Annotated in this window: 9 protein-coding genes; all 9 read right to left on the bottom strand. The window is 62.5% G+C overall.

Features of this window, described 5'->3' with window-relative positions; genetic code table 11:
- Nucleotides 1-147 precede the first annotated feature (147 nt).
- Nucleotides 148-732 (bottom strand): Fe-S biogenesis protein NfuA, encoded by a 585-nt coding sequence (nfuA, locus tag ACVW0Y_RS18640; protein WP_457440312.1) that lies wholly within the window; start codon nt 730-732, stop codon nt 148-150.
- Nucleotides 733-797: 65 nt separating this feature from the next.
- Nucleotides 798-1,823 carry an acyltransferase family protein gene (locus tag ACVW0Y_RS18635; protein ID WP_457440310.1) on the bottom strand — a complete coding sequence of 342 codons (1,026 nt, stop codon included), beginning with the start codon at nt 1,821-1,823 and terminating at the stop codon, nt 798-800.
- Nucleotides 1,824-1,997: 174 nt separating this feature from the next.
- Nucleotides 1,998-4,277, bottom strand: a complete 2,280-nt coding sequence (locus ACVW0Y_RS18630) for a fatty acid cis/trans isomerase (RefSeq protein WP_457440308.1) — start codon at nt 4,275-4,277, stop codon at nt 1,998-2,000.
- Between the two features lie 78 nt (nt 4,278-4,355).
- Nucleotides 4,356-4,679: a hypothetical protein gene (locus ACVW0Y_RS18625; RefSeq protein ID WP_457440306.1), complete on the bottom strand. Its 324-nt coding sequence runs from the start codon at nt 4,677-4,679 to the stop codon at nt 4,356-4,358.
- A complete protein-coding gene (locus tag ACVW0Y_RS18620) occupies nt 4,679-6,301 on the bottom strand; it encodes a hypothetical protein (RefSeq protein ID WP_457440304.1) in 1,623 nt (540 codons plus the stop codon). Before ACVW0Y_RS18620 ends, ACVW0Y_RS18625 begins: the two co-directional genes overlap by 1 nt.
- Nucleotides 6,298-7,449, bottom strand: a complete 1,152-nt coding sequence (locus tag ACVW0Y_RS18615) for a VWA domain-containing protein (RefSeq protein ID WP_457440302.1) — start codon at nt 7,447-7,449, stop codon at nt 6,298-6,300. Before ACVW0Y_RS18615 ends, ACVW0Y_RS18620 begins: the two co-directional genes overlap by 4 nt.
- Nucleotides 7,442-9,808: a DUF5682 family protein gene (locus ACVW0Y_RS18610; RefSeq protein ID WP_457440300.1), complete on the bottom strand. Its 2,367-nt coding sequence runs from the start codon at nt 9,806-9,808 to the stop codon at nt 7,442-7,444. The genes ACVW0Y_RS18615 and ACVW0Y_RS18610 overlap by 8 nt, the downstream gene beginning before the upstream one ends.
- Nucleotides 9,801-10,922: an ATP-binding protein gene (locus tag ACVW0Y_RS18605; protein WP_457440298.1), complete on the bottom strand. Its 1,122-nt coding sequence runs from the start codon at nt 10,920-10,922 to the stop codon at nt 9,801-9,803. Before ACVW0Y_RS18605 ends, ACVW0Y_RS18610 begins: the two co-directional genes overlap by 8 nt.
- Entirely contained in the window at nt 10,919-14,578 is a 3,660-nt protein-coding gene (locus ACVW0Y_RS18600) for a DUF4132 domain-containing protein (protein ID WP_457440296.1), read from the bottom strand. Before ACVW0Y_RS18600 ends, ACVW0Y_RS18605 begins: the two co-directional genes overlap by 4 nt.
- Nucleotides 14,579-14,590: the final 12 nt, after the last annotated feature.

The raw sequence follows: 14,590 nt of genomic DNA, 5'->3' as shown, positions 1-14,590 counted from the left end.
GATCAACAGCATCGCGGCTAAAGCCCCTCCCACAAGTGCCCTCGCTTCTCTGTGGGAGGGGCTTTAGCCGCGAGCTTTTGATTTCCCCCCACCCAAGAGGCACAAAAAAGGCGACCCTCAGGTCGCCTTTTTTGCAACTGAACGCGCTTAGTAGTAAGCGTTTTCCTTGTTGGTGTGGTCAGTCACGTCACGCACACCTTTCAGCTCGGGGATGCGTTCCAGCAAGGTTTTCTCGATGCCTTCCTTGAGGGTCAGATCGACCTGACCACAGCCCTGGCAACCGCCGCCGAACTTGAGTACGGCGATGCCGTCTTCCACCACGTCGATCAGGCTCACTTCGCCACCGTGGCTGGCCAGCCCCGGGTTGATCTCGGTTTGCAGGTAATAGCTGATACGCTCGTTGATCGGGCTGTCTTCGTTGACCATCGGCACTTTGGCGTTGGGTGCCTTGATGGTCAGCTGGCCACCCATACGGTCGGTGGCGTAGTCGACCACGGCGTCTTCCAGAAAGGCTTCGCTGAACGCGTCGATATAGGCGGTAAAGCTTTTCAGGCCTATGGCGTGGTCTTCAGGTTTTTCTTCACCGGGCTTGCAGTAAGCGATGCAGGTTTCGGCGTATTGGGTACCCGGCTGCGTGATGAATACGCGGATACCGATGCCGGGGGTGCTCTGCTTGCTCAGCAGGTCGGCTAGATAATCGTGGGCAGCTTCAGTAATGGTGATGGCGCTCATGGCAACTCCTCGCAAACATGGGCGCAGTTTACGCCCATGGGGCTTGTGAATAAAGCCCTAGTAAATCAGTCAGGAATAGCCGATCTGTTCGTAGTCGCGTTCTGGTTGTCTAGCCAGACCTTAGCCTGCTGGAAAAAACGTTTCTCGATCAGCTCGTAGCTGCCCCAAGAGGCGAGCACGATAGCCGGAATGCAGGCACCGATCACCCAATAAATATTCAGTTGGAAGCGTTGGCTGAGGTAACAGCCCAACGACAGCACCAGCACATGCACCAGATACACCGAATAGGAGCAGTCGCCCAGCGACTTGAGCACCCGGTTGCCGCGGAAATAGTCTTCCAGGGCAATGCAGCTGGCGACGATCAACGCGCTCGGCACCCCCCAATGCAGCACGCGCATGGCGCTATCCAGCTGATAGATGGCCAGCAGCGAAGCGGCGATCACCAGCACCGGCAGCCAGCGGCCCGGCTTGATCCAGCCGCGTTGATAGACCATGCCCAGCAGGATGCCGAAGAGAAACTCGTAAACGATGCTGTTGCGGTAAAAGTCGCTGACCCAGCTTTCCCGGGTGGCCACAGTGCCCACCAGAAACAGCGCAGCGGCGATCAGCCACAGACGAAAGCGCTCCGGCACGCTAAAGCCCAAGGCAAACAGCAGATAGAAGAACATCTCGTAATTGAGGGTCCAGCCCACGCTCAGGGTCGGATACAGGCCGAAGCCGCCAGGGTTGTCGGCGGGGATAAACAGCAGTGACAGCAAAAAGTGCTGCAATTCGAAACTCTGCCCCGGCATCACCGGTTTGGCGTACACGATGAGTAGCGCCGCCAGCAGGGAAAACAGCCAGTAGGCCGGCACAATGCGCAGCACCCGATTCAGCAGAAAGCGGCCTGCCGCGATGTCCTTGCCCTGGGTGGACAGGTAAATCACAAAGCCGCTGATCACAAAAAAAATGTCGACGCCAACAGCGCCCTTGTCGATAAAAAATTGCCCTAAAGGGCTGTCTGCCTTGAAGTCAAAAAACACCTGCATGATGTGGTGTCCAACCACCAGCCACGCCGCCAACGCCCGTAGCGCTTGCAGTGAAATCAGCATAGAACCCGCCCCTAACGCCTGTTCGTATTACAGGATTGACCCTGGCGAGATTGGAAAAGGTCCATAAATCAGACGGTAGGGTTGGAGGCGGGTTCGTAGGCGCGGCTTTAGCCGCGATGCTTTTAAAATCAAGGGCATCGCGGCTAAAGCCGCTCCTACGAGTTCAACAGACGGTCACAGATTCTCGTAGCGGTTCATGTCCAATACCCCGGCTTCTACCGGCTCGGTGCGTTGGATATAGCGGTCCAGGTCATGAAAATACCGCCAGAAATCCGGATGACTGCGACGCACGCCCCAGCGCTGCACCAACTGCTCGAACGCCGCGCTGTCCTTCACCTGCTCCATGGCGGCGACAAACTCTGGCACCTGCGCCACCGGCACGTTGAACATAAAGTTCGGATAGCTGCTCATCACCCCCGGGTACACCGTCAGCGTGTCCAGGCCCGGCTGGTAGCGCAGGCTTTCGCCCATCATAAAGGCCACGTTGCTGTGGGCGCGGTTGCGCAGCAGGCTGTAGAAATCGATGCTGCCATCACCCTCTTCCACCCGCAGCATGGTGGCTTCCGGCATCTGCTGAATCACCTTGAGCCCGGCCCCTGGCTTGTTGGTCAGGCGACTCAGGGCCTGTTCGGCATCCTGCTGGGGTTTGGGGAAATTGCGCCGGTAGCAGTTGCCACTCACACAACGGTTGATCGGGTCCGGGCGCATATTGAAGCCGGCATAGCGCTCCAACAGTTGCAGGGCAAACACGTTCTTGGCCGCGGCTTCCGGCAGCTGCAAACCACTCGGGCTGTCTTCGTCGATATCCTGATAGTCCATCCACATCTTCAGCTTGCCGCTGTTCTGGTACCAATCATCCAGAATCGCGGCGCGCGAGTCTGGCGGCATCAGACGCAGAAAATTCTGCTCGGCACCGTTACGGATCAAGTCGAAATACAGCCGCGTCTGCGCCTGGTGGGAGACATTGCCGAACACGTCGAAGTTGACCACCAACTGGTAATAGGTGCGCTCCAGCAGCGGAAAGTCCATCCACCAAAGGGTCTGCGGCACTTCGCCGATCAGGCCTTTCGTCACCGTGGCGCTGTCGAAATGGCGGAAGATCGACAGCACCGCGTTGTCGTTACCGGCCCAGATATGCGACCAGCTCGGTGCCGGCGCATCGGCATAGGCGTCCTGGCGTGCAGCTTCGTATTCGTTGCGTTTGTTGCGGTAGCTGCGCCACAGGCTGAGGGTGGCACCGAGGTCATCGAGCTGCCCGGGCAACGCCAGTTTGTCGGTGATCTGGCCGCGGTATTGGGGATCGGTGATAAACAGGTCGTGATCGGGGTCCTGGAACATCACCCAGAAGTTGTCGCGAATCACGTCGGTGGCGATCTGCCCGCGGCACACCGGGCCGCGGATAAAGGTCTGCACAAAGTATTCGGCGTTCTCCAGCATGAACTGGTAACGCGCCCGTGCCGGAATCGCGGCGAAGGTTTCAAACGGGTTGGCGCGGCGCTGCGGGCCGTAACCCGGCGAGGCCTGCACCTGCCAGTCGGTGCCATAGAACAGGTGCTTGACCCGCGCCAGCTTCTGCACGCTGAGCGGATAGGTGATGTGGGTTTTATGCACGATCACGCCCTGCACAGGAATCAGCCGGTAGTAGAAGGTGGTGCCCGGATCGTCATTGGGCCGGCGGCTGGCGATGGGGTCGACGGCCGTGCCACTCGGCGTACGTGAACGCACCACTTGGAAGAAATGGCGGTTGTCGCCATTCTGGAAATACAGATGGGCGAGAAACAGATGCTCATACAGCCAGCGCGCCACCAGGCTTTCCCGGGCACCCGGGGCATTGAACAGGTCTTCCCACTGTTGCACCTGGGCCAGCTCGATATCGTTGGCCACCAGGGCCTGTTGGTCCAGCGGCGCACCAGCGGCCAGCCAGCGCTGCAGGGTTTGCAACTCGGACGACGTCAGACCGCTAACCCCCAAGGGCATACCTTCGTGGGCGTGGGTTTTGGCGTAGCTGTCGAACTCCCCGGGCAGCGGGCAGGCGTTGGGGCGATCGACGCCCAGCTTGATGCTGTCTGGCAACTTGGCATTGGGCTGCACCGGGTTCGCCTGGCCCAGCTCCAGCATCCGCGACATCAGCGCGGCCTGGCCGCTCTGGGCATCAAGTACCGAATAGAATCCCTTCTGCCGCCAGGCCAGGGGGCCATGGGCATCGAGAAAAAGACGGGTAGTGTCTGTCGCTGCGGTGCGTCCGCCGTCATACACAGGCGTTTTACTCGCCCCACGGGAAACACCCTCACCGCTGCCCAGATTCAACTGACAGGGCGCGTCGTAGCAGGCATGGCAGGCCACGCACTTCTCGGTGAGTATCGGTTGCACATCGCGGGTATAAGAGATCGATTCGGCGCCGGCACCTGTAGCAAGAAACCACAGGACTGCTGCGACGTAAAAGCGGTTTGGCATTGGCACTTCCTTGCATCATTAGCGGGCAAGTCTACCTGTCTACCGACAGTTACACAGCCAATGGCGACTGCTCAAGCGTCACTCTGACGAGTCTTCTATAGCAGCATTTCCATCCATTTCGCTGCGCGCCAACAGGCGATTGGCAGCGTTCAGACGCACCAGCATGTCCTGCTCCAGCAACAGATCGAGAAACATCTGATGGCGCTGCGCTGCCGGTACACTTCCTTGCAGCAAACGTTGGGCTCGCTCGCTTTGTGGAGTGAACCCCAACAACTCGGCATCCACGCACCAAGCCTGAATGCGCGCGCGAGTTGCCTGGCTCGGGCTGCCCAGGCCGGCGGCAAGCAGGCTATCCAGCCAGTCGCCCCAACTATCCAACCAGTGTTCGAGGGAATGGCTCATCACACCTCACAGAACAGCAATAGCTGGCCGCTGTCATCGATCAACACCACCGGATACAGGGTCGGGCAGTCACCCTCCACCGTCCACCGCCCCAGCAACAGGCTGCTGCCCTGACCTGCCTGGCCCAGACGTTGCGCCGCTTTGGCCGTCATCGGGCCGCTCGGCAAGACAATTCGCAGCAGCTGCCCGGCGTCATCCACCGCCTCCCCCAGCCAGCGCTGGCTAAAACGCTCGAACTGCGGTGCAGCCACCATTCGCGCGGCGATCAGCGCCAGCGGCTGCGGGTCGTTGCGGTACAGCCAGCGCCGTCGGTGTTCGGCAAACGCCTGCAGGCGTGCGGACGGTGACTGCGCGTGGGCTACCAGCTGGTCCAGCGTCACCTCGGCGCCAATCTGCAGCTGACTGCCGTCACGGCCGGACAAGCGCCCTTCCTCACTCACCCAGCCCTTGAGCAACTGACAGCGTTTACCCAGTAGGCTGCTTAGTTGACGACCACAGAACAGGCCTTGGGCAAATGCCTGCGTCGCCTGCCAGCCGGGGTTCAGCGCCTGGCTACGGCTTTCCGAATGGGTGAAGAAACGTCCGCTCGCCGGGTTGAGAAAATACAGGCTGTAACCGGCAAACCCGCTGTTGGTGGTCCAGCATTCGGCACCGATGCAGAGCAACTCGAGGTTATGGCAAGGCTGATAGCTGCGCCGATGGACACCAGCCAATTGCTGCATGGGTTGCGGCAACGGCTTGCACCCCAGAGCGCGGCGAAAGGCCAATAGCTCCGCCACCTGCAAACGCGCCTGACGCACCGTGCTGCCGGCCAGGCTGCGGCGTTCGTCGTCCAGCGCCCTTACCAGGCGCGTCAGCAGCCGTCCCGGCAACGGCAAATCAGCCTGTTGCAAGGCTGTGGCCAGCGCCTCTCCGCGGGCGACCAACATGCCCGAAGCACCCGCCAGGCCCAGAGTGGTCAGCTCCCGCAGCCACTGGTCCAGCTCCAGCAAGGCCTGCTGCTGGCTGTCATCCAGCGCCTCGACTTGCTCCTGTACCGCTTCGGGATCGGACAGCCGCGTTAGTTGCAGCACCACCAGAGCGCGGTGCGCGCAGCGACTTTCGCCACAGGAACAAACCGACCCAGGCAAACCCACCGCGCGAGGAATACTCAGCGTAAACAACCCGCTCACTTCCAGACGCGCCTGCAGGCGCAGTTCATCCACCGCGCACTCGGCGCTGACGCCCTGGGCCTGCCAGCGTTGCGCCTTGCTCAACGCCGGCTGACCGAGCGATTCCTTGCGCTGCTGGGCATCGGCGATCAGCCAGGGCTCAGCCAATAGGGTGCTGGCCGCTGCGGCTGGCGCTTGGCTCGCCAATCTTTCGCGCAGGCCCAGCAACAACGCCAACTGGTGATGACAGCTGGCCAGGGCCGGACAACTGCAGCGCAGCCGATCAAAGCCGACGCCCTCCACCCGCTGCACAAAGCCATCCAGCTGCGCCTCGGCAATCTCGTCCTGCAGCAGCCAATCCGCTGGCGTCTGTCCCTCCAGTAGCTTGTAGCCGCGGCGCAGCAAACCCTTGTTAGCCCAGGCTTCGAGGGTTTCGTCTGTAATTGCGCTCAACCATAGCTGCAGGCTCATGGCTGACGCCCCGCCATGCATGCAGCTACCCAGTCGGCCAGGTGATCCGGGGTCATCGCCGCTACCTGCATGCCCCGCGCGCCAAGTTGCAGTGCGGTGTCGTGGTCGTAATCGGGCTGCGCACCCTGATCCAGCGCGGCCAGGCCCAGCAGGCTGACACCCGCCTCATGCAAGCGGGTGACGCTGGCATACAGGCTGTCGAGCGAGCCGCCTTCATAGAAATCGCTGAGCAGCACCAGCATGCTGCGCCGTGGTTGGCTGATCAGCCTTTCCGCATGCAGTAAGGCCTGGGCGATATCGGTACCGCCACCCAATTGCACGGCCAGCAAGGTTTCTACCGGATCGTCGAGCTGCCCGCTGACATCCACCACCTGGGTATCGAACAGCAACACACGGGTGTTCAGGCTGCGCAGCTGACTAAAGATGCTGGCAATCACCGCCGCATAGATGATCGAGGGTGCCATCGAGCCGCTCTGGTCGACCAGCACGATGATGTCCCAAGGCAATTGCCGCTGACGCGCCGGGTTGTAGTACAGACGTTGCAGGGCCAGCACGTCGCCGTCTATATCGTAATCGCGCAGGTTGCGGCGGATGGTTAGGTGCAAGTCCAGTGCCGCCTGGCTCGGCCGGCCGCCACGGGCCTGCCGATTGCGCCGGCCTTCGATGCGGCTGCGCAGCGTACGCGCCAGGCGCTGTTCCAAGTTCTGGCAAACCGTGCGAATCACCTGGCGCACTTCGTCCATCAGGCTCGCCGGCAGGTGATTGCGAAAGCTCAGCAGGGTTTGCACCAGATTGAGGGTTGGCTGGCTTTGTCGCAGCACCTGCGGGTCGGTCAGCAATGAGGTCAGTTGGTAGCGTTCGATGGCCTGACGTTGCAGCACTTCGACGATGCTGACTGGAAAAAGTTTGCGCACCTTGGCCAGCCAGGTGGCCGGGGTCATACGCGAGGCTTCGCGGCCAGCGCTGCGCTGCTCGTCTTGGCCCTGCTGGTTGCTACGCTGCTGGTATTCGCGCTGGTAGAGAAAGTCCAGCGCGGCATCGCGTTCGCTGTCGCTGGCATCCAGGGACTCGCCCTGCTCGTTGGCGTTCGGCTCGGCGTCACGGCCCAGGGCCAGGCGCCAGCGGCGACGCAGTTCGGCGTCAAGCATCAACACCTCCATCCCACGGCTGGCGCGCGCTGACAAGGGCGGTGCGTAACGCAGCGGCGGCCTGCAGATCGGCTACCGACCAGGATCGAGCATTTACCGCCATCGCCGCCCCATTGCCGCCGAACAGCATGCCACCGAGCTCGCCCAACTGCCGAGGCGACAGGCGCGTAAAGGCCAGGCGCAAGCCCGGCAACACCTGCAGAAAGGTATCTTCATCCCAGCCCTGCAACGAGTCGCTGATGCCCTGCTGCAAGCTCGGCTCCTGCAGAAAACGATGGCGCGCTACCCGCAACAGCCCAGCGATAAATTGGCCCGGCGCCGAGGCATCGCGCTCGGCATAACCGGCCGCCTCGGCATAAGCAGCCACCACCTCGACGCAGTTCAAATGCCCGGCCTCCAGCAATACGCCTTGGGCCAGCCCGCCCAACAATGGCGAGGGCTGCATGGCCAGCAGCAAATGCAAGGCTTCGAAAAAGCTCTCGGCATCGCAACCCGGGGTATCCAGGGCCAACAGATTGCGCATGCCCACCAGGGCATCGGCCAGGCCTTCCAGGTGTTCGTCGCCAAGGACACCCACCCAGGGCAGGCACAGGCAGATGCGTTGGAAACACTGGCCAAGCAATTCGTCCAGCGTCTCCAGCCCCTCGCCACCCAACACCACCTTGGCATGCCGCGCGGCGTCCAGGCGCAACAGGCCCAGACACAGGCTGGTGAGGTCGCTTTCCTGCGCCAACCAATGGCGTACCTGGTTGAGGATGGTGCCAAGCAGCTCGTGCAAACCCATCGCCAAAGCGTCGATCAATATCTGCACTGGCGCTGCGCCGCGCTGACGGCACGCTTGCAAGCGCTCCAGGCAACGGGCGGTGGCCGCGTCAAGCAGGCGCGCGCCGTAGTGGCTTTTCTCGGTCAGGGCCGCTTCGGTTTCCGGCTGCCAGCGAATCGCCCATACCTCGCGTACCCGCGCCAGGTCTTCGCCACTGGCGAATTTCGGCCCGGCGATGCAGCGAGCATAGTCGGCATCCAGGCTCACCAGCCGATGCAGAAAGCGCGACTGCTCACGATGCAACGGGCTGCGGTAGATATCCAGCGCGCGCTCCAGCGGTTGCGCCGCGGCCCGGGGCAAACGCAGGCGGCGACAGGTCTGGCGGAAATCCTCCACCAACGGCGACACCGGCAAACCGGCCGGCAAGCGGCCGACCTCGTTACCGGCAAAGAACTGCTCGATATCCGCCAGCAGTGCCCTTTCGCTGCCATCCAGGCTGCTTTTGTACAGGCTGCTGAGCAGGGCTTCACGTAGTTCCAGGCGACCACCCCGATGACCGCGCAAAGCGCCCAGGCGCTGGGCCAGGGTCACCGCTTCGATGGCATCCGGTAGGCTGGCGGCGTAGCGCCGCTTACGCAGGTAATTGACCAACTCCGCGGCCATGCTGGCCTGGGTTTGCGCATGCACCTCAGCGGCGTTTTCCCGCCGCCGCGCCAGGGCGCTCCATACCCGCGCCTGGTAGGCACAATCGGGAATCCCGGCGGCGTAATGACGGGTGGCGTTCAGTCGGTTCAGCGAATAGCTGATCAGGTGCACACCGGTGCCCTCCGCGGCTGCATCCGCCACCACCGCGGCCTGCCCCAACCGCTGCAAGATGCCAGCGCAATGAAATGCCCCGCAGACCACCAGGCAACGCTGCCCCTGGCTGCGCGCCTGGTCGATACGCGCAGCCATATGCGCTTCCCGCGCCAGGGTCTGAGCATCCAGCACGCTGCCGGCACGCAGGTATTCGCCGAAGTTCAGCACCCTGGCGAAAAAGCCCTCGGCGCTGGCGTACTCCACACCGCTTTCAAAGTACCGCTCCCACCAGGCTTCGAAATTGGCGCAACCACTGGCGGCCAACAAAATCGCCATGGGATTGGCGCGGGCCAGCAACTGGTCGTCATTCAGTGGCGGCTCCAGCACCTCCTCGCCAACGCCCGCGGTTGGCGTCGGGCGGGCCATAAACGGCAGATCGATAAAGCGCGCGGGAATACCCAGACGCTTTGCCTCACGCAGCGCCACCCACTCCGGCGACATCGCCGCCAACGGCACAAAACAGCGCTGCTGTACGGCGCGACCAGGGCCTTGGCCATGGATAAAAAACGCCACCGGCGGACGGGTGTAATCGTCGAGCAGAAACGGCAGCAGGCTATTACCTTCTTCCGGCCCTTCCACCAGCACCACATCCGGTCGCACGCGGTCGATCAGGCACCGCAGCTGCCAGGCGCAGTGCGGGCTGTGATGGCGCACGGGGGCCCAGAACAGCTGGGGAAACTGCCCATAGGCGGCGGGCAGACGGTCCATGGCCGCTGCGTCAAAAACGGCCTCAGTCATCCTGGCTATCGGCGAAGTCCTGCCATTGCGGACTGTTGGCGCGTACCCGGCGCACTACCCGCAGGTAGTCGCGAAAGCGCCGGCTGTCCTGCTCGTCGTCCTTGATCACGGTGCCGACCATAAAGCGCGCCAGGTGCTGCGGGCGTACCTCGGGCTCGGCAAAGTAATGGCACTGCACCGCCGCGCTAAACGCCACGGCAATTGCCTCGGCGCTCGACAACACCGTCGACGGCGGCTCGAACGCCACGCCCTCGGCACTGCCGGCGCGCAATTCCTGAAACGCGCTCACCAGCAGCTCAGCCACATCCGGCGTCAGGCGGGTGCTGATCTGCTGGTCTGCAAGTTGCCGATTGACCTCACGCAACAGCAACTCCTTCTGGTCCTGCAAACGCGCCAACGGCCGCATGGTTTCGAAGTTGAACCGCCGCTTCAGGGCCGAAGACATATCGTTCACCCCACGGTCACGCAGGTTGGCGGTGGCAATCACGTTGAAGCCGGGTTTAGCCAGCAGGCAGTTGCCGGCGTCCTCCTGCATTTCGGGGATATGCAGCAGGCGCTCGGACAGAATCGGAATCAGGTTGTCCTGCACCTCGATGGCACAGCGGCTGATTTCCTCGAACCGCAGCAACGCGCCACGGCTCATGGCCCGGTGCAACGGCCCGGGCACCAGCGCCTCGGGCCCAGGGCCTGAGCGCAGCAGCAAGGCGTAGTTCCAGCCGTAGCGAATGCTCTCCTCCACCACAGCGGCACTGCCCTGCACGGCCAGGGTGCTGTCGGCGCAAATGGCGGCGGCGAGCAGCTCGGACAGCAACGACTTGGCCGTACCCGGCTCGCCTACCAGCATCAACCCACGCTGGCCCACCAGGGTAACGATGGAGCGCTCCACCACATCGTCATTGCCAAAGATCTTGCGCTGCACCGCTTCGCCGCCGATGTCGCGGCCCTCGCTGCCCAAGATGAAAGTGCGCACCATGGCCGGCGACAGGCGCCAGCCTTCCGGCCGTGCGCCACTGTCAGCGGCCAGCAGCCGCGCCAGTTCGGCGGCATACAACTGCTCGGCCGGCAAACGCTGGGCGACTACAGCCGGCGCTGCCTGGGTTTTGCTTTTACTCATACGCCTGCCTCAGCCAGGGTTTGTGCCTGCACCAGCACGGTATTCAACAAGGCCGGCGGCAAGTCGCCGAGGCACTGGCTTTGCAGGTTCTCACCGACCTTGCGATACACCACCACCTCCGCCACTTCAATCTGCTGCTCGGCATCGAAGTAGCCCAGCTGAATCGGGCTATGGCCCACGGTGACCTGCCAGCTGTCGCCATCCAGGCTCCAGTAGTGCGAGGTAAATTCCGAGCCACCATCGGTGTCTTTTTCCTGCAGATAGCCCCAACGCTCCAGCAAACCGCTCAGCGTGCCGCGTTTCAGCAGTTTGCCATTGGCGCGCAGAATCTTGCTGGCCTGCAATTCTTCGCTGCTGGCCCGCTGCACCGGGGTGCTCCACTGCTCGATTGGCGATACCACTTCGTAGTCGGCAAAGTGCGCGGCCCAGGCGGTGCGCTCGGCGGCATCCAACTCCAGCGGATGGGTAACCTGCACGTTGCAGTCTTCGGGCAAAGCGTAAGCCTCGTCCGCCAGGGTCTGCACACCGCCGCTGGTATCCGGACGTATACGTTGCAGCGCCTGGCCGTTGGCATCGGTCACCGACCACACCACACGCTGTGCCAGCAGGTTGAGTAGCGGGTGCTCGAGGAACAGGCGTTGCCAGGTGCTGCCGGGCCAGGTGTGCCCCAGCTGCATGGCCCGCAGCAAACGCTGGCCCTGTTGCTTGAGCACCGGTTTGAGGTTTTTGCTGAGTGCCTTGAACTGATTCTCGGCCAGCGCACGCTTTTCAGCGTCCTCACCGGGCTTGGCCTTGGGCAGGCTTTTGCTCGCCTTGCCGGCACCATCGAACACCACCAGGCTCAAGTCTGAATGCACCCGTACGCTGTAACTGTACGGCCCAACATCCAACAGCAAACCTTGTGGGCCCATGCCGAAATCGGGGGCCAGCACCTCAAGAAACTCCTCAAGGCTCAAGCCACGCAATTCGGCCTGTGCGGTCAACGCCGTGCTGGCGGAGGCCTTGATCGAGTTGCCCAGCTTGCCGTTCTCCCACTGCTGCCGCGCCAGGTAACAACCGTACTTGCCCGGCAGCTCACAGAGGTAGGCGATAGCCAGGGCCGACTTCTGCGTGCGGTACTTCTTCCACTCCTGCACGGCCTTGGCCAGGGCGTTGGCAGCGCGCTCGTCACCGTACTCGCGCATTGGCTGCAGCAGCCACAGGTAGTCGTTGCTGCCGCCCTCGGTGATCCAGCGGTCGATGCACAACAAGGCAAACCCGCTGCGCTGGGCCGGGCTCAGCAACGCCAGAATCTGCCGTGCTTTGCGAGGCAGGTTTTGCGCTTTGATCATCAAGGCCAACAGCAGCCGGCCCAGCGGCTCGCCCAAGGGCAGCAGCAGCGCCGCAAACTCGTCGCTCCACACGCCGTCGGGCAACGCCACGGCTTGCTTGAGCGCTTGCTCCTGCAAGCCAGCCAGTTCCAGGCCGAACCAAGGGTCCAGGTCCGCCAACGGATACCCGGCTTTTTCCAGGGCATCCAGGCTCATGCCACGGCTTTGTTCGTCATGCGCAGCATCGGCGAAATACTCGGCAATCAGCGGTGCCATCAACGGATCGCGAGACTGGGCGATGCCGGTCAGCACGCTCAGGCGCGCCTTCGCCGCGCCCGGCAGCAGGCCGCTGCGCCGGATGATATCGGCGCTGCAGCTGGCGATCAGTTTTACCGCCGGCTCACGAATAGCCTTGTTGCTGCTGGCGAGCACTTTGCCCAGCGCATCGGCACAGGCGACCACCCCGGCGCTGTTGAGCAGTGGCAACAGCAGCGTCTGTTTTTTGCTGTCCAGCGCCGCGTATACCTGCGGGTTGGCGGCAATGGCGTCGCCAGCTTTAAGGCGCTGAAAACGGCGGATGGTGCCGCGCCGGGCAGCGGGTTCGGCCTCCAGCTTGATGGCCGCCAGGTGGATTACCAGCGGCCACATGCTGGGTGGGCAACCGACCAGGGCATCGACTTCATCGTTGGAATAACCGCTGTTGCCCAAATGCTCCTCCACAAGCTCTGGCGCTTGCTCGTACCAGTTGGCTAGATACGGCATGACCTGCGCATGCAAGCTTGGATAGGTCAGCGCCCGACAGGCGTTGGAAATCAAAGCGGTACGGCTCTCCTCGTCATCGGTTGCTTCCCACAGCATCTGCCAGCGCTCGGGCCTGTCGCCGCCACGCAGCAGGTCTTCACAAAACACCGAGTGCTGGGCAAACAGATCCGGGTACTTGGCACACGCGGCCATCACCATGTCCCAGCCCTGCGAATGGATGGTCAATTGGCCGGGGCTGGGATAGATGTGATGCCAGCTCGGCTGATGCACGCTGGCGAGCGTCCAGAGTTGGTACGCCGCGCACTCTCGCACCTGCGTATTCTTGGCATCGAGAAAACCAACCAGCAGCTCGCGGTTTTCGCGCCGGCGGAAATGGGCGGGGAACTCGGCATCGGCGTCATCGAAAAAATGCGCCTTGATCAACGCGTCCAGCTCATCGTCGGGGATGTAGTTCACCAACTGTTTGAGGACGGATTTGTAGGTGGGGTTCTGCTCGAACTCGGTGGCAAACAACTGCCGATACCATTGCAGCGCCTGGGGGCTGCTGAGGCTGACTTCCATATGGCTCTGCCGCGCGTGCTTGACCTGCTCCAGCTCCAGGGCCGCCGCCGGGCAACGGTTGCCGAAGTCCGTGGAGATACGCAGTCCCACCATACTGCCGCCAGCCAATTGCCTGGCCAGTGTGCGGATGCGATCCGGCTCTTCAGCGAGCAGATAGGAAAGGCCCATGTCGTTGAACAGCGTATTGAACGGTGCTTTATAGTCCTGCGCCTCGGCAACCAACTGCGCGAATGCCTCACAGGCGAGCAACGCGCGAAGCAACGGCACAGCGATCTGCCGCTTAAGCTCGTTGAACAGCTCGTCGTCCAGCCCGCGTCCGAAGTAAAAGCTGTCGGTAATAGTGGTAAAGCGCAGCAGCAACTGGCTCCAGGCCTGATTGGAAACCTCGGCGCGCTGCAACTGCTCACGTACCGCCACCAACAACGTATGCACACTCAAGAACGAGGCGAATGTGTCGCTTTGCACGTAGTAATTTTCGACACTGCGCAACAGCGTACTCAACGCGTGCGGCTGCACGCCGGCGTCCACGTACCAGCGATGCACAGGCAGCCAGTCACCCTCGCCCTCGGCAATCGCGTCCGCCGCCGCCTGCAACGCCTGGAACTGCGCCGCCAACCAGCGCCGGTCTTCGCGGAACCAGATGGATTTTCCATCGGCATAGATAAACGTCGGCATCACCCAATAAACAAGATCAGCCACATCCACCAGCGGCGTCAGCAGCACCACCAGCCGTTCGCCGATTTCGAGCACCAGCTGCGGCTCGAGGCCGTTGCAGGCCCACGCGAACACCGATGAAGGGCTGCGCTGGCGCTCATCGTCGGCCCCCGTGCCTGCCACCAGATGCACCCGTTCGGCCAACGCCTGGCGCCACGCCGCTGGCAACGGCGCCTCGCGCCGCCAGTAAGCCAGCACCGCGGCAAAGTCCAGGCCCTGGCCAATCTGCGCCTCGGCGTAAAGCCGCTGCAGACTGTCGAAAAATGCCTGTTCGTTGTTGAAATTCAGCGCTGCGTACGCGTTGATCATCCCTGCATCCCC

Source organism: Pseudomonas sp. TE3786, assembly GCF_054057335.1.
Note: the sequence above shows the minus strand (reverse complement) of the source record. Positions and strands in the feature narration are given on the sequence as shown.